Here is a 21,402-nt window from a genome sequence, read left to right as displayed (position 1 = left end):
AAATTCATTTATAATCTATTTTATTTCCTAAAAAACATCTATCCCTGCACAGGATTGAATTTCATACTCAATATTTGATAAATCAGTTTCGATGCCAGAAAATCCGGAGCTTTATTGACTTCATTGGGACAAAGTTCTACTACATCCAATCCGATAATATTATGTCTTTCGTTAATCAATTTCAGAAAATTAATTACTTCCCGGTAAGCCAAGCCGTCCGGTTCAGGAGTTCCGGTAGAAGGCATATAGGCAGGATCAAATACATCCAAATCAATCGTAATGTATACATTATCATTCAATTTTTCAGAAACCTCATACATCCAGGTCGGAGATTCTTTAATTTCATGTGCATAAAAAATCCGGTCGGGATCAATATTGTGTTTTTCTTCTATACAGGAACTCCGGATTCCCACCTGAGCAACAGTTGCCATTTCTTTCGCCCGGGCCATAACACAAGCATGATTATGGTCTGACCCCTCATAACTGTCCCGCATATCCGAATGAGCATCTAACTGAAGTACAGAAAAATTTTCATAATGCTTTGCAAAAGCACGGATTGAACCTATACTGACAGAATGTTCCCCTCCTAAAAGAACCGGGAATTTTTTATCATTTAAAACGGAATCTATCTTTTTCTCCACAGCATCTGCCATCGCCTCCGGTGACTGATTTTCAGTTACGGCGTCCAAAGTCGCAATCCCCTGTGTATAAACTTCAGAATCTGTTTCAATATCGTAAAGCTCCATATTAGCCGAAGCTTCCAGAATAGCCTGCGGCCCTTTATCGGCTCCCTTCAACCAAGTGCTCGTACCATCATACGGAACAGGTAATATAACTATCCTGGCATTTTCATAAGCCGTAAATTCATTATCTAATCCTCCGTAATTCAATTTTTCCATACTTAGCGTTTAAAAAGTTTAATAAAGACTCTCTTCTAACAGAGAGGTAAAGTTATGAAATTTCCCGAAATACTTATCCCTCTTTCAAATAAAAACATCTGTAAATCCTGCTGATCAGACAAAAACGAAATACTGAACTGCTTATTCAAACCTCAGAATAGCCAAACAACTGAACGATTGGGTTTCCAACATTTCGTTTTTCTATTTCAGTTCATTCTATCTAGTACAATTTCCCTGAATTTCTATTTTCCATGTCGGCAGCGATACGTTTTATCCCCTCAACAGTTTCGTCTTTATTGATGTGAAGTACGACACGATCCCGCATAATCCATTCCCCTTCTACCATGGAAGAACGGATATTTTTACTATTCATAGCATACACAATAGCTGAATAAACGTCATATTGAGGTACCATATTGGTGGCTTCAGCGTGTACTATGATCAAATCAGCCCGTTTCCCTTTTTCAAGAGAACCGGTAATCTCTCCCAAGCCCAAAGCCCTGGCCCCCTCAATTGTAGCCATTCTCAACGCCATTTTCGCATTTACAGCTTCCGGGTCGGAATGCACTACTTTCGGTAATAAAGCTGCAAAACGCATCTCCTCAACCATATCCAAAGAATTATTACTAGCTGTTCCATCCGTTCCCAACCCAACTGTGATATCAGCTTTTATATAAGTATCTGTATCAGCAATACCACTGGCAAGTTTCAGATTACTTTTCGGACAATGCCCAATCGAAGTACCCGTCTCCGCTAACAATTCCACTTCTTTTTCATTCAGCCAAACGCAATGGGCAGCAATCACATTCCGGTCCAATAGACCTATAGAATAAAGGTATTCAGCAGGAGGCACTCCTTTCTCTGCTGTAATATCTTTCACTTCTTTACGCGTTTCAGCCAAATGAATCTGCAATAAAGCCGAATATTGATCTGCCAGTTTTTTCGCTTCTTGTAACGTTTTCTGAGAACAAGTATACGGAGCATGCACACAAACCGACGGATGAATGGAAGGATCTCCTGCCCATTTCCGGATAAGTCTCTCTGTTTGTTCAAATCCTTCCCTTACCGTTCGGAAACTGGCTGTAGGAAAATCAATCACAGACTCATTCATCACTCCCCTTAAACCTGCTTTTTTGGCTTCTTCAGCAATAATATCTTCATAAAAATACATATCATTAAAGCAGGTCGTCCCGGATTTTATCATTTCTAAAAATGCCAGGCGGGAGGCAATTCTCACATTTTCCGGACGAACCAGTTTTGCTTCTGCCGGGAAAATATATTCTGTCAACCAGGTATGTAACGGAAGATCATCGGCATATCCCCGAAACATCGTCATAGGGACATGGGTATGCGTATTCACAAAACCGGGAATAATCCACATTCCTCCGGCATCATAAGCCACTCCGGAAGGATGAATATTCCTCGTTTCCCCATCCCCTAATTCTTCCATCGCCCCTATTTCCTTAATTTTTCCCTGACTTATCCGGATATATCCCTTCTCAATAACTTCCATACTCCGGTTCATTGTCACAATCCGTGCATTATAAATCAATTTCTCCATAAACAAGTTTTTAGTTTTGTAAAGATAAAGATATTGCAGAATTTCCGGTTTATTCCAAAGGAATAATCTCTTCCGGAAAATAAGTCAATTTTTTAAGACCGTTTGCAGTCACTAAAAAAGTATTTTCTATTCCGACAGCTCCCACTGAAGGAATAACAAATTTTGGTTCAAAAGCAAATGTCATCCCTATCTGAAGCACTTCTTTAGAACGGGAAGCTAAAACAGGCAATTCGTTGATTTGCAACCCTACCCCATGTCCCACAAAATGAGCTTGTTGACGGGTCCCCATAAAATAAGCTGATAACCCCGCTTCTTTTATTCTTTTTTCCACTTTCCGGTAAACTTCAGCACAGGCAGTTCCCGGCCCAACTGTATCTATAATTTCCTGATGAAGCCAGCGGGATATTTCATGAGTTTTATAAGCTTCGGAAGATAGCTTTCCGATAGCGTATATACGGGTCATATCCGTCTGATAAGCTGTATAATTACCAGCCATATCTATCATCACGGAAATCCCTTTTTTTAAAAGTGTTCCGTTAGCTCCCAAAGGGGAAGAAGGATGCATCCCGCCACCCCCTAAAGCAAAATCGAAGGGAGAGGGCACTTCAGCATTTTCTCCCGCCAACACGCTTCCCATAAAAATTTCCATGTGGCTCCCAAAAGTCCTGAAAAAACCAATCGACCCCTCCCGGCGCATTCTGTACTCTATTTCATACTGTAATTCGAGATCCGTCATACCCGGCCGATAGCATTCCGGAATCTGACTGTAGACAAAGCTCTGTTTTTCTGCAGTCTCCTGCATTTGCTGAATCTCCCAAGCAGATTTTATCATCCGCATCCGGCGGATCCAAGGCGTAATATTACCCGTCCCCTGAAGTTCAAAAATATGTTGTAAACGAATGGTTTCACTATAAGTCAATTCATCCTCCTCCAATAAAAGCCTTTCCGGAAGTTTCCATCCGTTCTCCCGAAATAAATCCGGAATCTGTTCCGGTTTTCTTATAAAATGAACATTCCTCTCCAATAAATCAACCGGACGTTTTACAAACAAATGCGGTTCCCCTTCTACAGGTAAATAATAATAACCGTTAAAAACATATCCACACAGATAATACAAATTCAGGGGTATTGTCAACAGACAGGCTTCCATGCCCTTCTCATCCATCTGTTTTTGTATATTTTTGCGCCTTTGCAGTAAATCCGCTTCCAGTGACATTTTTTTCTTTTTATATGCGACAAATATAAAAATAATGCTTCTATAACAAATCCTCCCTTACGGCGAAAATATACCGGGCAGCCTTAATCTGCCTCTTCCCATTTCCAGATATTGGCTTCATAGGGACGAAGTTTTATTTTCCTGCAAACCTTTTCTTTTTCCCTTTCTTTGTAATTACTTAAAAAAAGACGAGCCTGACTCATGTCCATACCGGGAATAACACAAGCATTTTTCGGAGAAAAATTTAAGGTGACCAAAAACCTTTGCTGTCCTTCCTCTCTAAGGTAAGAAAACACCTTTTTATTCGCTGCATCTAATAATATATATTTACCATACACGAAAGCCCTGTAATTTTGTCGCATCTTTATCAATTCCCGGAAATAATTTAAAACTGAAAAAGGATCTTTTTCCTGATTTTCCACATTTATTTGACAATAATCAGGATTCACTTTTAACCAGGGTTTAACTGTACTAAAACCGGCATAAGGAGATTTATTCCACTGAAAGGGGGTGCGGGCATTGTCCCGGGCAAGTTGTTTTTGTTCCTCCAAAAAAGCCGGAACATTTCCACCTTTTTCTTCTATTTGTTTGTAAAGGTTCTTTGTATTTATATCCTTATAGTCTTCGATATGATCGAATTTTATATTACACATCCCGATTTCATCCCCGGCATACCAATAAGGGGTTCCCCTCATTGTAAGCAAAAAAGTCGTCAACATTTTTGCCGAGATTTCCCGATATTCCCTACTATCGTTTCCAAAACGGCTGAGCATACGGGGCTGATCGTGATTCCCCAGGTATACAGCAGGCCATCCCTCTCCTACCGCTTTATCCCAGAGGGTAAACATTTTTTTTAAAGCGATTAAACTATAGGGAATACCGGTATAAAGAGAATCCGGTTTTGTCTTATTTCTCACCTGCGAAGGTCCGAATCCGTATAGCATATCCAATTCTTCCCGTGCCGGTTCAACAAACAGAGCCAGTTGTTCAGCAGTTTCTCCGGAACCTTCTCCTACCGTCATAATATTGTATTTACTTAACACCGCCCGGTTCATTTCATGCAAATATTCGTGCAGGTAAGGTCCCTGCGCATAATATTCAAAAATCCCGGGATATTGGTTAGGGTCGATTTCAGGGAAACGAATATCTTTTGATATATAAGTAATCGAGTCCATTCGGAATCCGTCAATCCCTTTATTCAGCCAAAATTTCATCATGGCATATATTTCCTGGCGTACTTCCGGATTTTCCCAATTCAAATCCGGTTGTTTACGGGAAAAGTAATGCAAATAATAAGATTTTGTCCGGGGATTATAACGCCAGGCATCTCCTTTCTCATCAAAAAAACTCAGACGTAGTGGCGGTTGCCCTTGCTCTGCAGGCCACCAATGATAATAGGAGTAATAAGCATTAGAACGGGAAGTCCGGGCTTCTATAAACCAGGGATGTTCATCGCTGGTATGATTGACAACCAAATCCAATATTAATCTCAAATCACGGGCATGGACTTCCTGCACTAAAAGATCGAAATCTTCCATTGTTCCAAAATCTCCCATAATCTGCCGGTAATCACTAATATCATATCCGTTATCATCATTGGGAGAAGCACATATCGGATTTAACCAAATTACATTTATCCCCAAGCTTTTGACATAATCCAAACGGGAAATAATGCCTTTTAAGTCGCCAATTCCATCCCCGTTACTATCCTGAAAACTCCGGGGATAGATTTGATAAACAATAGATTCTTTCCACCATGCAGGCCTGTTTTCCGATTGTTTCATATTGAAAAATTCCGTTTTTACTTTATTACGCCGTAAAAAAATATAAGTTCAATGCCAATTACTTTTTCTTTTCTATCCAAACTTAATCCCATTTAATAACGTTTTATAAAAGAAATAAAAATACAAAAAAGCTATGAATAACGGGGTAATGATGCAATATTTCGAATGGAATCTGCCGAACGATGGTAAACTTTGGAAACACTTAAAAGAAGATGCTGCTCATTTACACGAAATGGGTATAACAGCCGTATGGATTCCTCCCGCTTACAAGGCTTCCCAGCAAAACGACCAGGGTTATAGTACTTACGACCTCTACGATTTAGGAGAATTCAATCAGAAAGGGACAATACGTACCAAATACGGAACCCGTCAGGAACTGCAAGAGATGATAGAAGAGCTACATAAATATGAGGTTAATGTATATTTAGATGCCGTAATGAACCATAAAGCCGGAGCCGATTATACCGAAAAATTTATGGCCAAAGAAGTAAATCCCGAACAAAGAGAACAAGATATCAGTCAACCTTACGAAATTGAAGGCTGGACAGGTTTTAATTTTCCCGGAAGGGGAGATAAATATTCTCCTTTTAAATGGCATTGGTATCATTTTACAGGGACAGATTACAATGAAGCAAATCATAAAAAAGCCATTTATGAAATTGTAAGCGACGGAAAATCCTGGAGTAAAAATGTCGACAGAGAAAATGGGAATTACGACTATTTGATGTTTGCAGATATCGACTTTGACCATCCGGAAGTAGTAAAGGAAATGACTCAATGGGGCATTTGGGTTTCCCGGGAATTAAAGCTCGACGGGATGCGATTGGACGCCATTAAACACATGAATGACCAATTCATCAAACATTTTCTGGAAGTTGTAAGAGCCGGCCGGGGGGAACAATTTTATGCCGTCGGAGAATATTGGAAAGACGATAAAGATTCCTTGGAAAGCTATCTCTCCAAGGTCGATTATAAGATCGATTTATTTGATGTTCCTTTGCATTTTAATTTATTTCAGGCTTCCCGGATAGGTAAAAACTACAATTTACAAGACCTGCTGAAAGATACTTTGGTACAAAACCATCCTGAACTAGCTGTCACTTTTATAGATAATCACGATTCTCAAAAAAACAGTTCACTGGAGTCACAGGTAAAAGATTGGTTTAAACCGCTGGCATATGGATTAATTTTATTGATGAAAGAAGGTTATCCGTGTATTTTTTATGGGGATTATTACGGTGTATCCGGAAAAAATTCTCCTCATCGGGTCATTCTGGATATTCTATTAGCAGCCCGCCGAAAATACGCTTACGGAGAACAAAAAAATTATTTTGACCATCCCAACACAGTCGGTTTTGTAAGATCGGGGGATAAAGCGCATCCGGATTCCGGCCTCGTCCTTTTGCTTTCCAACGGAGATAACGGAGATAAGGTCATGAATGTCGGGAAAAAACACAAAAACGAAATCTGGCATGAAATTACAGGCAATCGTCAGGAAGAAATTAAAATCGATGAAAACGGAAACGGAAAATTTCTTGTATCCGGAGGCAAAATTGCTGTATGGGTAAAAAAATAAAGGAAATCCGGGTTTATATATTTTTTGGTACACTGTGAGAAAATTCCTTTCTCTTTTAAAGGCATCTATACAAAAATAAGACCTTATCGGAAGGTCTTATTTTATGTGGGCGCTGAGGGATTCGAACCCCCGACCCTCTGGGTGTAAACCAGATGCTCTAAACCAACTGAGCTAAGCGCCCGGGACATCTATCTGATGCGGGTACAAAAGTAGCGCTTTTTTTATTCCGACCAAAAAAATCTCTTTCTTTTTTCAAAAAATTTACAAATCTTCAAAAAATCCGGGCTTTAAAAATTTATTTGCCCGAAAGGAATGCCTTTAAATGAACAGATACTGCACTTCCGATATTCAAAAGTCTGCCGTACACCAATTCTGCTGACTTTTCGAATATTTTTCATTTTATAATCCTAATCGCAATGTTGTTTTCCGGCGTTCACAAAAAGATTTTTTATCCGAAAGAAAGCAATATTAATCCTAAATGTTTAAACACTTTTACATTTTCAGATTTATACCGAAGTTTTCCCCTTCAAATAGGAAGCAAAAATCTCATCAAATAATTCTCCTCTCGTCAACCGTCCCTTTTCAACACAAACAGATTCCACTTTCCCTTTTGCACAGAGTTTATTATCCGGTAACCGGTAAATATCCTGGAAAAATACCAATTTTACTCCCGAACGGACAATATACAAACGTACTGCAAAACGGTCTCCACTAGTCAATGAAACTTTGTAGTCGATTTCTACTTTTGCTACAACTGCATCTATTCCCTGCTTATGTAAATTTCCGAAATTAGCACCGCTTTTCTCCAAAAATTCATGCCGGGCGTGCTCCATATAATGCTGATAATTTGCATTATTTACAATTCCTTGTAAATCACATTCATAATCCCGGACTTTCATTTCCAATTCAAAAATATATTCTTTCATATACTTCAATATTTTTTACTATTCCGGTATAAATTTACATAAATTATTTAATCCTATCCCCTGACTATTTCTTCCTTTTCTTTATCCCAATACATGGTACGGCCTTCCAGATAAGCCCGGGTTCCCATATGGGCACTCATTGCTTCCTCAAAGGCCCGGTCGATATTGCAACTCGGAGTCAATCCCCTCCGGATACATTCCAGCCACTCCCGTATATGTAAATAAGTTGTATTATACCGCTGCCCGTTCACATAAGTATACAATAGCCCCCTTTGGGCAAAATAGAGTTCAGTAGCCGAAGTAATCGCATCTACATCATTGGAACCCGGAATATAATTATAAAAAGGAACATCCGGTTGTATTATGCCTTCTTCAATTTTCTTTTTATAACGGGTAGAGTCACCGTCTACCTTTATTGTAAGGGTATTCCCCAGTTCCATGCTAGCATCATGTCCCATAATGACTTTTCCTCTCTGCCGGCTACTGGCCTGTGTAGCGCTATAAAGTAAAGTCAAATTCTTATCCGGAAATTCAAAAGTCGTTTGTAACACATCCGGTACAGTACGTCCGTCTTTAAAAAAATAAATCCCGCCCGAAGAGGTCGCCGAATAGGGTATGCCTACTTCCATAATCTGATTAATCGCATCATATTCGTGAGTCAATAAATCACCACTCAATCCGGTACTGTAATCCCACCAGCATCTCCAGCGGAAAAAACGTTCCAAGCTAAATTTTTCATAAGGATCCGGTCCCAGGAAACGGTCCAGCTGATTGGCTTTCATATAGGCGTAATATTCTTTCAAACGCCTTTCATCCGGAATAAATTGCTTCCAGTCGATCGTCTGCGGATTAGCAGATTCTTCTATATCATATACCCAGGCTCCGTTCGGATCATTCCGGTTTGTACATACTTCTATCAGGTTGACAGGACCCAGATATCCTTTGTCAATAATTTCTTTAGCTCTGACATAGCTATCTGTCTGACGTCCCTGATGTCCTAACTGAAACACAATTCCGCTTTGCCGGACAGCTTCCCGTACGGCATAAGTTTCCGGAACCGTCCAGGTCATCGGTTTTTCCAAATAAACATGTTTTCCCCGGAGGGCCGCCTCTATAGCCATCGTCCCATGCCAGTGATCCGGAGTGGCAATAATAACAGCGTCAATTTCAGGATCAGAAAGTAAGTCCCGATAATTCCGGTAGCGTTTGGGAAGTTTGCCCAATTTGCCATTAGCCCCTTCCCTACTCCCATTAGCAGCTGCCCGCATAGCTGCTTCCGCATGCGTATCAAAAATATCACAGACAGCAGCAATCTCAATATTCAAATCCTCCTGATTACAAAACATCTCATAACGGGTATCTTTAGGATTTAAACGGGCCTCTTCTTTCAATTTCTCAATGTATTCGGGTTCTGCAAAACCGCAACTCCGCAGTAATAGCTTGCCCCGTATACCGAAACCTATCATCCCCAAGCGTATTTTTTTTCCTTCCGGCTGTATCGGCAATATCTGCGGAGAATATCCTTCCAATTTAAATACATCACTTACATTCCGGCGTACACGCTCCCGGTTTACTTTCTTATAAACACCATAAGCCATTGCCCCTAACAAAGGAACTGTAGCCAAAGATTTCAAGAAATTCCGTCTTCCTTCGTCCGGAGCCGTATTCAGCGGTTCTCCACTCTGAGTATCATCTACCATATCGATTCTTTTTCCAATATCTGTTCAACAATCTATCCAAGCCGATAATGCCGGATGTAGGAAACACCATCAGCAAACACAAAGCACATATCTCTATTATATTTTTATCTATCCATAAATAAGACCCTTCGGAAGGGAAAAGATATTCTGCCCCGATATAAGGAATATGGGACAAATAGTAAAGAGCCAATAAAAAAATACCGCCGATAAGTCCGAAACGAACAGCAATGCCTATAATAAGAGACAATCCAACCAGCGTCAAACCGATCGGATTTAAAAAATCAACGATCTCTAAAGAAGCCGGATGATCCGCTAAAGAATGAAAAAAATTACCCAAAAAACCTTGTGCATCCATTAAATAACCATAGGAAGTCCATTTGGGATTAAAAATTTTACTCAACCCTTCATATAAAAAATGCCACCCGATCAGAATACGTAGAAGTACTAAAAAAAACAATTGTGCTCTGCTATATAAAAACTGCGTTCTCTGCCCCATAATTTATTTTATTTGTCCGGCGGCCAGTCCATCAGCCCATCCGGATTCAATGTTCCAAAAATTCAAATGAATTAACATTTCGCTGATTAACAGAACTAACATTTCCGGTTAAATTTCTTAATCAGAACCGAAGGTTCGTTAATCAGCGAGTCGAAAAGTGAGCATTTATCTGTTTTCGCATTTAAATGCCTGCGTATTTTTTATTTTAATTCTTTAATCCGTATATTTTTAAATTTCACAACCGATCCATGCCCCAGGAATCCGATATGTCCTTTTTTATTAAACAATCCCGGATGTTCACGTTTATCCATTGTACCGTTAAGAGTTGCTTCTTTAATGTCCCCGTCCAGAATGACTTCTCCATTCAGAATGACCTTGATCCGGTTACCCTTTGCTATAACTTCCTCATAATTCCATTCTCCGACAGGTTTTAAGAAACCTCTGCGGGCAGGAATAATACCGTATACCGAACCATGATACTGATATTTTTTCAGATTTTTATAAATCGGATCTTCATTGTCCAATATCTGAAGTTCCATACCGACATAAGCAGCATCTCCTTCGGTGGGGGTACGGATACCCAAACCGTTGTTTGCGCCGGGCGTCAGCATAAATTCGAAACGGAATACGAAATCGGAAAATTCCTCTTTGGTATATAAATTACCTCCCCCTCTATTTTCCGGATAAAGCACTATACATCCTTTTTCCGCGACATAATCTTTTGTATTTCCTGTCCAATTGTGCATGGAAACTCCGTTAAATAAAGCACGGAAACCTTCTTTTGCTTCTTCGGCAGACACTTCATAGGGTTCTACCCTCGGAATCTCCCGCACAAAAATATCCCGATAAGCCACTTTACTTCCATGCGCCTGTAATTCGATTTGTTCCATAAAAGGAACAGGCTGGGTTCTGTCCCAATAATTTTCAAAAATAACATTATCGACCACTTTAATTCCGTTCAACCATACAGAAACCCGTTCCCCAATCATCCGGATAAAGAAGCTATTCCATTCTCCCAACTGATTGTCTGCTACCAGAAGCGGATTCCGCAAATTTATTTCATTATTGTAGAGGCCTCCTGAACCCACCTGAGCACCGACATCACGACGGGCAGTATCCCAAATTTGTACCTGAGGTGTACCACGCAAATAAATACCGGCGTCCGCCTCTTTGCCTTCCGGATAAAGTTTCCAATCGACATACATTTCAAAATCCCCGTATTTTTTTTCCGTACAAAGATTATCTCCCTTGCCGTTAAATACCAGTATTCCATCTTCCACACTCCAGGATTCTCTCATCAATTTATCTGCCTTTTTTTGTTCTGCAGCCAAACGGGCAGCAGGCATTTTCGCCCGGGTCAGCGGGTTACCGACCAGCCCTTTCCACCCTTCCAAATCCTTTCCGTTAAAAATACGTATAAATCCTTCTCCTTCAGGTAATTCAGCCAAATGTTTCCGAATCGCTTGTTTTTGATAATCACTATCCGTTCCGCTCAATACTTCCAACACCCGGTTTAACAACCGATTTACGACTTCCCCATAATAAGCTTTATTTCCCAAAGCAATATTCATTATAGTCTGACAAGCCGTTTGTTGTAAATCTTTATCTTCCAAATATTCCCCAGCTGTAACTAATCCCAGGAACGTTCCGGTTTTCTGGATTTGTTCCAAAACAGCCTTTTTCTGGGAAGTATTTTGTGCAATTTTCAAAGCTTTACGCAAAAGCAATAATTTCTGCTCTCCTGCCAGAGCAGTTCCGGCTATCTTATTTACATACGCTTCAAAAGCTGGATTAAAATATTTTCCATTCCCATCATTCTTACAAATGGTATACAAAGCCTCTGCAGACTCAAAACCCGGCCACAAAAGTAAAGCTTTGAATGCTTCCTGTTGGGTCCCTGCATTTCCTTCTGCAAATCCTTGGCGGATCATTTCAAAAGCAGCAGGATCTCCGGTTGCAGCTAAAATACTAAAATACCGGTCCCGGATATTACCGGTTTCCTTTTTCATCTGCCCTGCAGCCGAAGCATAACGTTCCCTTGCCGGAAGCATACGTAAAGCAGCAATAATAGCCTGCTGGACAGCATCTACTTCTGTAGAAGATACATTTTTCAACAGCTCATATAACTGAGGTAAATTTTCAGCCGTAACCACTTCTTTCAATACAGCAAGAGCTGTCTCTTTTACCCCGGGTGCTGCATTTACAGAAAAATTCAGCATATCTTGCGCATACTTATCACATCGCCGGCTACCTATTAGCAGCAAAATCGTTTTTTGACCTTCTTCAGATGCCTTGTCAAATAAATTCATTAAAGGAGCTGCAATATCTCCCGGCATTGATTTCAATACATAAGCGGCAGTTTCCAGCTGATTTTTATCCCCGGAAGCCACCAGGCCCGACAAACAGTCTATAGCTTCGTTTCCCCCTATACGGGCGACCGCATTTATGGCAGTCCGGCTTAATTCCGGATTCGCGTTCTTCCCATAAGGTATAATTTCTTGCAGAGAAGCTTCCACTCTATTCTTTCCCAACCAATTGATAATATCGATCTGAGTCTCTATGTCAGCCTTATTTAACTTTCCGGTAATCTCCCTGTTCAAAGCATCATTTGTGTATTCTTCTGCACCTAACAATGCGGCATTCCGATACTCCCTTTCGGGATCGTTCAATGCTTTTATAATCCATTTGGCCCGGTTCTTATCATCCGTTTTCAATAAAATCTGTAATGCAGCTATCCGCGTAGCGACCTGATGAGCTTTTAAAGCATTTTTATACAACTCAGAAGCTGCTTTAGTAACCGTTTTTTTCTCACCCTCATCTGCTAATTTATTCAACAAAGTGATATAGGCTTCATTTCCGCTCTTCAGATCCAAAGAATAATGAGCATCCTGTGCCGCTTTTGCCAAAACGGGCAAAGACTTCGTACTCCCGCTCCGGCTAAGTGCAAAATACCACACATCTATATTTTCTGCCGGGAATTTTCCTTCCTGTGCCAACAAAACATCTTCTGCTTCCGGCGAAGCAATTTCGCCTAAAGCATTCATACTATTCTTTTTTAAACCCGGATTAACCTGCATTAACGCTTTTATTAATGCATCAGTTGCTTTTCCTGTTTTTATTTTGGCTAAACCACGGGCTCCATTATCGGAAAGAACGGGATCATTTAAATAAGAGGCAAATAAATCCACAGAAGCATCATCCCCCACCATTCCTAATAAATTCATATAAAATGCCTTTGATTCAGGCCTGTCCAACTTTTCAATGGCTTTTATAAATACCTGTTGTAAATCGTTCCTTAATGCAGGATCCTGTAAAGAGGTCGCATAAACAGTTATACTATTCAAAGCAAAGTCCAGTCTTACCCGCGCTTCCCCGGTAGAAGTCTCCCGCATATCGATTAATTCACTTAAACCAGCTTGTCCCGTAGAAGCAATATCCGCCATCGCCTGATTTAAAACCTTTTCTTTTTCTGCCGGAAGAACAGCTAATGCATCAGCTAATTTTGTTGCTACGGTCCGGTTCACATCCAACTGCCCGTAAACCAGACTACCCAACACAAACAGGAAAAATAGTATTAATTGTAACTTTTTCATAGATTCATTCTTTTATCATTAAATATTCCAGGGAGCCCTCATTGGCTGATTGACCAATAAATTTGCAGCATCATCGTTTATAAATAATTGTTTCACCGGATCAAAATGCAACGTCCGGTTCAAACGAAGAGCAACTATTCCCATATTGACAATTGTAGAAGAACGATGACCGTTCATTTCGTTTAAAGCAAATTTTTGCCGGTTTTTAATACATTCCATAAAATCTGTATGCTGAGGTTCCGGATCAGGGAAACCAGCTAATTTCTTTTCCCAATCAGGGATATCACATACAAAATTTTTATAGACATTTCCTTTAGGACCTGCAATATAAGGCGTTCCCGGATTACCAAAATCCCCTCCCCACAATACAATCTGGCATCCATCGTCATACGTATAAGTAATCGAACGCCATGTACCGGCAGCATCGTAATGTTGTTGAGGAGCATCCACTTCTACTTTCACAGGGCTTGTTTCATCTTTTCCCAGTATGTACTGTACCGGATCGATATAGTGTTGTCCCATATCCCCCAGTCCTCCGCCATCATAATCCCAGTAACCTCTGAAAGTCTGATGAACCCTATGTGCATTATAAGGTTTGTAAGGAGCCGGTCCCAACCAAAAATCATAATCCAATTCAGAAGGTACCGGCTGAGGATCCAAATTTTCCTTTCCGACCCAATAAAACTTCCAGTCAAATCCAGTATGTTTACTGATAGTCACTTTTAAAGGCCATCCCAACATCCCGCTTTGAACTAACTTTTTTAAAGGCTTAACCGGGCTCCCCAAACCATAGAAAGAATCTTTAAACCGGAACCACGTATTCAATCTGAAAATACGTCCGTAATGGTTCATTGCTTCTACCACTCTTTTTCCTTCTCCTATCGTTCGGGTCATCGGCTTCTCACACCAGATATCTTTTCCTGCTTTCGCAGCTTCTACTGCCATTATAGCATGCCAATGAGGCGGGGTAGCAATATGTACAATATCTACATTTTTATCCAGAATTAAATCTCTAAAATCATGATATTGAGCTACCTTATCCGGCACTAAACTAGCTGCCTGCTGAAGATGATTTTTGTCCACATCACAGATAGCTACTAAACGGGTATTCCCATAATTGATATGGCCTCTTCCCATAGCTCCAACACCTATGATTCCTTTTGTAAGTTGATCACTAGGAGCAACAAACCCTCGTCCCAATACGTGACGAGGAACGACAGTGATAGCTGCCAAACTAGCCACTGTTTTTAAAAATTCTCTTCGAGTTGTCATATATGTTTAAATTAGAATGTCATATTGAAAATACAAATTAAAGCCTGATATAATTTTAACTTTTCCCACAAAAAAGTATGATCTGAATTTCTATTTTACCCCATTATACCCAAACACAAAAAGGTTGCTTCTTTTCTATTTGACTTAGTAAAACACTACCTTCCGAGATTCTTAACAAAGAAATTCTTTTCTCACCACTTCCTTAAATTTGCAGTTGTAAAGATAAAAAAAAATTAAAAAGGTCAAAATAACCTTTTTTAAGTAATAGCGGCTATTACCATTTTTTAAAAGTTTATTTTTTGAAGCTATATTTATATAAATATCAACTATTTAACACAAGCCTTCTCTTCTAAATCAGGAATAACATTAAATTTAAAAAAGCAATTTCTAATTATTAATCAAAAACGGGCAGAAAAATGAGTTGAAATTCCGGGTAAACGTTAAAGGCAATCCAATTTGAAAAACCATCTTTCGTATCTGACGGTAACATAAATCTCCCGGTCTTCACGAAAAGTCGTATGCAACTTATAAGAAGCTTTTCCCTAAAAATTATACAACTTGTTAAACAGTGGCCCTAACATTAGCCAGGGGAAGAGACTGTCTGCTCCCAAATGCATGGAGGAAAGGAATTATTAAAGAATCAATTTCCGGCCTCCTATCAGGTTTGGTGCCAAATCTTTTCCGGCATCTTCCCGTTTTTACCTAAAAAGCAGTCAGAAAATACAAGAGGAGAAAATTAGAAAGCATAAGGAGAAAATTGTTTTATATATACTTTATAGGCATAAGGAGATAACGTCATACGACGGAGATTTTCAGCCTTTTCATCATCAAAATATTCCAAAAAGGTTCCCGGTAAAACGCTTTCTAAATGTAATTCTTGTTTTTCTGCGGAAAAATTCAAGATGACAATAACATGACTATCTCCTTTAAATCTTTCAAAAACAAATATTTCTTTTTCATTCTGGTGCCGGATAATGTGAAAACATCCTCTATTCTTTCCTGTCAGCAAAGCAGGATTTTGGTGTTTCAAGTCATTTAGTTTTCGGTAAAAAACGGATAATTCCGGATTTTCTTCCCATTCTACCACATCTTTTTCGAAAAAAAGCAAACGTTTATTAAAGCAAATCTCTTGCCCCGTGTATACCAATGGCATTCCTGGAACAGTATACATTAAGACAGCGTAAAGCCGGAAAGCTTCTCCTAAACGTTCCTGAATATGTCCTTGCCATGAATTTTCATCGTGATTATCGATGAAATTCATAATAATGGTTTCCTCGGAATAAAGTGTTTTTAATTTATGAAAATAGTCGGGTAAAGAAGTTCCATCCTGTTTCCGCTGTGCGATATTATTCATTAAGTGATGCAAATCCCATCCATAACAAGCATCAAAAGCCTTTTCCGTCAATACCGGTTCCCAAGCTTCAGCCAGCATGAATACAGGTTTTACTTTTTCTAACGCCTCCCGGGCTTCTTTCCAAAAATCCGCGGGAACTAGAGCAGCCATGTCACAGCGATAACCATCAATATCCGTCTCCCGGATCCAATAGATCATACTTTCGATCATATAATCCCGCAAATCCCGGTTATTATAATTCAATGCTGCCACATCACTCCAATCTTCCACAGGACTTACAATTTCCCCATTCTTCTGAATATACCAATCCGGATGTTCCTCTAGCAGAGGATTGTCCCAGCCAGTGTGATTCGCTACCCAGTCCAGAATTACCTTAAATCCCAACCCATGCGCCTGTTTCACCAAATTTTTAAAATCTTCCAGTGTTCCATAGTCCGGATTTACTTTCCGATAGTCCTGAACAGCATAGTAACTGCCCAAACTCCCTTTTCTGTTTTTCCGGGAAATGGGGGTAACCGGCATAAACCATAGGATATCCAGACCCAATTCTTTTAAACGGGGCAAATGAGACATAAAAGCATTAAAAGTACCCTCCGGAGTATATTGCCGGATATTTACTTCATACATAGAAGCATTCCCTGCCCAACTTACAGTTTCCCATATTTTTTTATTTCCCTCTATTTTATATTCTCCTTTTTCCATAATGCCATCTAATAACTAAAATCCATGCAAAAATACCAGCTGATTCTTACAGTAAATAATACTTTCTATCATTCTAATTCTATCACCATAGCCGTTTTAGCCGGAATAATCAAAGTAGAATGCAGCTCTTTTATTTCCCGCCCACTTAAAATATCTCTTCCCTGACTTACATCAGACAACATTTCGGAAAATCTCTTCAAATCAAGGGCTTTTGATTCTTCATCTGAATTATTGAGTATAACCATTACTTTCTTATCATCGTTATAACGGAAAAATACATAACATTCATTTTCCGGTATAAAATGTTTTAAAGCTCCCGTATGTATAACGGGATTATCTTTCCGCCATTGCAATAAATTTCTCATAAAATCAAATACTTCATTCTGTTCTGCAGTCCGCCCTTCAGCAGTAAAAGCACTAACTTCATCTCCCGGCCAACCTCCCGGAAAATCTCGTCGGATATCTCCATCCCCTTTTTGTTTTTCTCCCCGCATCATAATCTCTGTACCATAATAAATCTGAGGAATCCCTCTGGCTGTCGCAAGCAAAGTAAATACCAATTTAAATTGATTGATATCCCCGTTTAAAGCTTCCCATATTCGTTCTGTATCATGATTATCAGCAAAAATCAATAAATTGTAAGGATCCGGATATAAATAATCCTGAGCAAAAATAGAATACGGACGCATAATCCCTTTGTCCCAACCTTGTTTCTCCTTGGTAAAAACGATTAAAGCATCCTGTAAAGGGAAATCCATAACGGTTGGTAATTCCGAATTAAATCCATCTGAATTGAAGGCATCTTTTTGCCAATATGCAACCTCAACGGGTTGATGTACCCATGTTTCCCCCACTATATTAAAATTCGGATATTCAGCCATTATTCTCTCGTTGAATTCAGCCATAGCTTCCTTATGATTATATGGATAAGTGTCTATACGCAAACCACCCAAGTCCGCATATTCGGTCCACCAAATCGCATTCTGAACCAGATAATCCAATAATAAAGGATTATTCTGATTCAAGTCGGGCATAGAAGTATCGAACCATCCCTCCGTATTCAATTTCCTATCTGCATCCGCTGCATAAGGATCCTGTACGGTTCCTATCCGGAAATTAGAACGGGTAAACGTATCGTGCTGATGAATCCAGTCGTCTGCCGGTAAATCTTTCATCCACCAGTGAGCTGTACCATTATGATTCGTTACAACATCCATAATAAGCTTTATACCCCTTTTCTTTGCCTCTGCAGCCAATCGCTTATAGTCTTCATTTGTTCCGTAACGGGGATCAATTTTATAATAATCAGAAATGGCATAGGTATGATAAGAAGTAACCGGCATATTATCCTCCATTAAGGGAGTACTCCATAAAGCCGTAATCCCTAAATCTTCCAGATAACCCAAATGATCGATAATTCCTTGTATATCTCCCCCGTGCCTTCCATTCATATCGTTTCGGTTTACCTTTTCGATGGTTTCCGCATGGCTGTCATTATTCGGATTTCCATTTGCAAACCGGTCGGGCATCACTAAATAAACTACATCAGCACTGCTAAAACCTTCCCGTTCCCCGGATCCTTCCTGTCGGTTCTGCAAAAGATAGGGATAATTAAAAATCTCCCGGTTCCCCTTCCAGAACTCTATTTTCATTTCTCCGGCAGCTGCCGTTTGGTCTATATGCAAATAAATGAATAAATAATTCGGGTTAGTTGTGGTCACTACCCCTTCAATTTTCACTCCTGCATAATGGATCTCAGGCCGATAAGTAGAGATCTGAGGACCATACACCATAAGCTGGAGTTCCGGGTTCTTCATTCCCACCCACCAGCTAGGAGGTTCTATCCTTTCTACAGGGATTTTCGGATTTTTTTTATTGGGTTGAAATGTCTTAGCGGAAACACTAAGGGATATCATCAGCAATATCATTATTCCTATTATTCTCATATCGCATTAAATTAAAAATACAGCTTGCAGATTTTGTCTCGTTATTGCTATTATTTTCTAAATTTCTATTTTAGAATGTTCCATTACTTTATATTTTTTCCCGTACATTAATAATTCAATATCTCCGCCTTTTTCATTGAAAATTAAAATTTTTGAATGTTCTACCCTTATATTTAAAATATTATTCCGAAACATGACTTTAAAGGAATAAGATTTCCAACTTTCCGGAATGGCGGGTTGAAAACTCAGTATTCCTTCTTTTATCCTCATTCCTCCAAAACCTTCTACTATAGACATCCAAGTCCCTGCCATAGAAGTAATGTGTAACCCTTCACGGGCTTCTTTATTGTAATCATCCAAATCCAGACGGGCTGTACGCAAATAAAGATTATAAGCTTTATCCATATCACCGATTTTTGCCGCTAAAATAGAGTGTACACAAGGGGAAAGGGAAGATTCATGTACGGTACGGGATTCGTAAAAATCAAAATTACGTTTTATACAAGTTTCATCGTATTCCTTTTCAAAGAAGTAAATACCCTGTAAAACATCTGCCTGTTTTATAAAACAACTCCTCAGAATACGATCCCACGACCAATGCTGATTCAAAGGCCGGATCTCAGGATTTAAATCTGCAGCGAGTATTTGTTCTTTATCCATATATCCGTCCTGCTGCAAAAAGATTCCCAATTCCTTTTCTTCGGGAAAATACATCTGACTGATAATTTCCTGCCATTTCCTGGTTTCCGTTTTATAATCCAATTCCATTTTAGCCACCAATTCCAGGAAACAGTCCGCACTACGTGATTTTACTTTTTCCAGACATTCTATGGCGTATTCCATACACCAGGTGGCTATTTTATTGGTATACCAATTATTATTGACATTGTTTTCATATTCATTCGGACCGGTTACTCCCAAAATGACATATTTTTTCTTTGCTTCCGAAAAAGTAGCTCTCTGCGCCCAAAAACGAGCAATAGCTGTAAGCACTTCCAAACCATATTCTTCCAGATAATGCTCATCTCCGGTATAATTTATATAACGATAAATGGCATAGGCAATCGCTCCATTCCGATGTATTTCTTCAAAAGTAATCTCCCATTCATTATGACTCTCTTCCCCATTCATGGTTACCATAGGATAAAGAGCCGCGCCACCGGTAAAGCCTAATTTAAGACCGTTTTCAATTGCTTTATCCAACTGCTTGTACCGATAAATTAATAAATTCCGGGTTACAGCAGAATCAGCAGTCGAAAGATAAAAAGGCACACAGTAAGCTTCTGTATCCCAATAGGTACTCCCGCCATATTTTTCACCTGTAAAACCTTTCGGCCCGATATTCAACCGGGCATCATCTCCCGTATAGGTCTGGTTTAACTGGAAAATATTAAAGCGTATCCCCTGTTGCGCTTCCACGTCTCCTTCAATAACAATATCAGAATGTTCCCATATTTTCTTCCAGACCAACTGATGTTCTTCCAATAAAGTATCAAAGCCTTTGGTACAGGCATCGTTTACCAGAATTTTGGCATTGGGCAATAAATCAGAAACACTGTGATTCATAGAACTCAAAACAGCCACATATTTATAAAAGCAAACCTGCTTTCCTTTTTCAACAAATACAGATACTTTATTTGCCACATAGTTTTGATCCATAATCGTATCATCATCCGAAGTAGGATATTCATTACCCTCCAATGTAATTGTATATTTGATCCCTACTCCAACCTGAAAATTGGTTTTTTTGGTCTGTGAACGTAAGTAGGATTCCCCGTGTAAAGAATCTGTCTCTAAAATATCCCAGAATTTTTCATTATAATTGGCATCTTCATTTTTTACGTCTCCGTCAATATATGAAGTAAACAATATATCTCCGCTGAAATTCAAGGGGGTAATGGCATACTGTATGGCGGCGATTTCTTTATTGGCCATACTGATAAAGCGTCTGGTGTTCACTTTAACTTCATCTCCATTGGGCATAACTGCAATAAAAGAACGCTCCAGATACCCTTCTTTCATATTCAGAATACGGATAAAGTCTTTTACTTTACAAACCGCTAAATCCAGTTGCTCACTGTTGATTTCCACATCAATTCCATTCCAGTAAGGAGCATTTAATACTTTCGCAAAATATTCCGGATATCCGTTTTTCCACCATCCCACACGGGTTTTATCCGTATAATAAACTCCACCGATATAAGTACCTTGTAAAGTACTCCCGGAATACTTTTCTTCAAAATTGGCTCTTTGTCCCATTCTTCCGTTTCCCAGACTAAAAATACTTTCGGAAGAACGATGATTTCTGGGATCAAATCCTTCTTCAATAATACACCAGTCGTTTACTTTCAGATATTTATTCATAGCTTTAAAATTA

The 21,402-nt window shown here is 39.4% G+C and carries 13 protein-coding genes and 1 tRNA gene; 1 reads left to right on the top strand and 13 read right to left on the bottom strand.

Going from position 1 to position 21,402, the window contains the following annotated elements; genetic code table 11:
* Positions 1 to 38: 38 nt before the first annotated feature.
* From speB to Q0465_RS01205, 4 genes are all read right to left on the bottom strand, one after another.
* The gene (gene speB, locus Q0465_RS01220) at positions 39 to 899 is read right to left on the bottom strand and encodes an agmatinase (protein ID WP_298611670.1); all 861 of its coding nucleotides are present in this window, start codon (positions 897 to 899) and stop codon (positions 39 to 41) included.
* A 220-nt stretch (positions 900 to 1,119) separates the two neighbouring features.
* On the bottom strand, positions 1,120 to 2,460 hold the full coding sequence (locus Q0465_RS01215; protein WP_298611667.1) for an amidohydrolase: 1,341 nt from the start codon (positions 2,458 to 2,460) through the stop codon (positions 1,120 to 1,122).
* A 49-nt stretch (positions 2,461 to 2,509) separates the two neighbouring features.
* The gene (locus tag Q0465_RS01210; protein ID WP_298611664.1) at positions 2,510 to 3,676 is read right to left on the bottom strand and encodes a Xaa-Pro peptidase family protein; all 1,167 of its coding nucleotides are present in this window, start codon (positions 3,674 to 3,676) and stop codon (positions 2,510 to 2,512) included.
* An 83-nt stretch (positions 3,677 to 3,759) separates the two neighbouring features.
* Positions 3,760 to 5,460: an alpha-glucosidase gene (locus Q0465_RS01205; protein WP_298611661.1), complete on the bottom strand. Its 1,701-nt coding sequence runs from the start codon at positions 5,458 to 5,460 to the stop codon at positions 3,760 to 3,762.
* A gap of 133 nt (positions 5,461 to 5,593) precedes the next feature.
* Between Q0465_RS01205 and Q0465_RS01200 the strand changes: the two genes are divergently transcribed.
* On the top strand, positions 5,594 to 7,036 hold the full coding sequence (locus tag Q0465_RS01200) for an alpha-amylase (RefSeq protein ID WP_298611658.1): 1,443 nt from the start codon (positions 5,594 to 5,596) through the stop codon (positions 7,034 to 7,036).
* Positions 7,037 to 7,142: 106 nt separating this feature from the next.
* Here the strand turns inward: Q0465_RS01200 and Q0465_RS01195 are convergent.
* The 9 genes from Q0465_RS01195 to Q0465_RS01155 all read right to left on the bottom strand — a co-directional run bounded on the left by Q0465_RS01195 (position 7,143) and on the right by Q0465_RS01155 (position 21,389).
* Positions 7,143 to 7,217, bottom strand: a tRNA-Val gene (locus Q0465_RS01195).
* 325 nt (positions 7,218 to 7,542) lie between these two features.
* Positions 7,543 to 7,962, bottom strand: coding sequence for a thioesterase family protein (locus tag Q0465_RS01190; protein WP_298611654.1), 420 nt, complete (start codon positions 7,960 to 7,962; stop codon positions 7,543 to 7,545).
* A 53-nt stretch (positions 7,963 to 8,015) separates the two neighbouring features.
* Positions 8,016 to 9,662 (bottom strand): Gfo/Idh/MocA family oxidoreductase, encoded by a 1,647-nt coding sequence (locus tag Q0465_RS01185; protein WP_298611651.1) that lies wholly within the window; start codon positions 9,660 to 9,662, stop codon positions 8,016 to 8,018.
* A complete protein-coding gene (locus tag Q0465_RS01180) occupies positions 9,652 to 10,158 on the bottom strand; it encodes a DoxX family protein (RefSeq protein ID WP_298611649.1) in 507 nt (168 codons plus the stop codon). The genes Q0465_RS01185 and Q0465_RS01180 overlap by 11 nt, the downstream gene beginning before the upstream one ends.
* Before the next feature lie 200 nt (positions 10,159 to 10,358).
* Entirely contained in the window at positions 10,359 to 13,751 is a 3,393-nt protein-coding gene (locus Q0465_RS01175; protein WP_298611646.1) for a DUF1080 domain-containing protein, read from the bottom strand.
* 18 nt (positions 13,752 to 13,769) lie between these two features.
* Entirely contained in the window at positions 13,770 to 15,023 is a 1,254-nt protein-coding gene (locus Q0465_RS01170) for a Gfo/Idh/MocA family oxidoreductase (protein ID WP_298611643.1), read from the bottom strand.
* Positions 15,024 to 15,759: 736 nt separating this feature from the next.
* Positions 15,760 to 17,079, bottom strand: coding sequence for an alpha-amylase family glycosyl hydrolase (locus Q0465_RS01165; protein ID WP_298611640.1), 1,320 nt, complete (start codon positions 17,077 to 17,079; stop codon positions 15,760 to 15,762).
* Positions 17,080 to 17,147: 68 nt separating this feature from the next.
* Positions 17,148 to 19,025, bottom strand: a complete 1,878-nt coding sequence (locus Q0465_RS01160) for a glycoside hydrolase family 13 protein (protein WP_298611637.1) — start codon at positions 19,023 to 19,025, stop codon at positions 17,148 to 17,150.
* Positions 19,026 to 19,082: 57 nt separating this feature from the next.
* Complete coding sequence (locus tag Q0465_RS01155) at positions 19,083 to 21,389, bottom strand: glycoside hydrolase family 65 protein (RefSeq protein WP_298611635.1); 2,307 nt, start codon at positions 21,387 to 21,389, stop codon at positions 19,083 to 19,085.
* Positions 21,390 to 21,402: the final 13 nt, after the last annotated feature.

Origin of the sequence: uncultured Odoribacter sp. (assembly GCF_937966165.1) — a bacterium.
Lineage (GTDB): Bacteria > Bacteroidota > Bacteroidia > Bacteroidales > Marinifilaceae > Culturomica.
The sequence above is the reverse complement of the archived record's forward strand: the minus strand, read 5'-3'. Positions and strand labels throughout refer to the sequence as shown.

What these genes read in the sequence shown, in the direction of transcription:
- speB (WP_298611670.1), bottom strand. Translation starts at nt 899, where the DNA reads ATGGAAAAATTGAATTACGGAGGATTAGATAATGAATTTACGGCTTAT.
- Q0465_RS01215 (WP_298611667.1), bottom strand. Translation starts at nt 2,460, where the DNA reads ATGGAGAAATTGATTTATAATGCACGGATTGTGACAATGAACCGGAGT.
- Q0465_RS01210 (WP_298611664.1), bottom strand. Translation starts at nt 3,676, where the DNA reads ATGTCACTGGAAGCGGATTTACTGCAAAGGCGCAAAAATATACAAAAA.
- Q0465_RS01205 (WP_298611661.1), bottom strand. Translation starts at nt 5,460, where the DNA reads ATGAAACAATCGGAAAACAGGCCTGCATGGTGGAAAGAATCTATTGTT.
- Q0465_RS01200 (WP_298611658.1), top strand. Translation starts at nt 5,594, where the DNA reads ATGAATAACGGGGTAATGATGCAATATTTCGAATGGAATCTGCCGAAC.
- Q0465_RS01190 (WP_298611654.1), bottom strand. Translation starts at nt 7,962, where the DNA reads ATGAAAGAATATATTTTTGAATTGGAAATGAAAGTCCGGGATTATGAA.
- Q0465_RS01185 (WP_298611651.1), bottom strand. Translation starts at nt 9,662, where the DNA reads ATGGTAGATGATACTCAGAGTGGAGAACCGCTGAATACGGCTCCGGAC.
- Q0465_RS01180 (WP_298611649.1), bottom strand. Translation starts at nt 10,158, where the DNA reads ATGGGGCAGAGAACGCAGTTTTTATATAGCAGAGCACAATTGTTTTTT.
- Q0465_RS01175 (WP_298611646.1), bottom strand. Translation starts at nt 13,751, where the DNA reads ATGAAAAAGTTACAATTAATACTATTTTTCCTGTTTGTGTTGGGTAGT.
- Q0465_RS01170 (WP_298611643.1), bottom strand. Translation starts at nt 15,023, where the DNA reads ATGACAACTCGAAGAGAATTTTTAAAAACAGTGGCTAGTTTGGCAGCT.
- Q0465_RS01165 (WP_298611640.1), bottom strand. Translation starts at nt 17,079, where the DNA reads ATGGAAAAAGGAGAATATAAAATAGAGGGAAATAAAAAAATATGGGAA.
- Q0465_RS01160 (WP_298611637.1), bottom strand. Translation starts at nt 19,025, where the DNA reads ATGAGAATAATAGGAATAATGATATTGCTGATGATATCCCTTAGTGTT.
- Q0465_RS01155 (WP_298611635.1), bottom strand. Translation starts at nt 21,389, where the DNA reads ATGAATAAATATCTGAAAGTAAACGACTGGTGTATTATTGAAGAAGGA.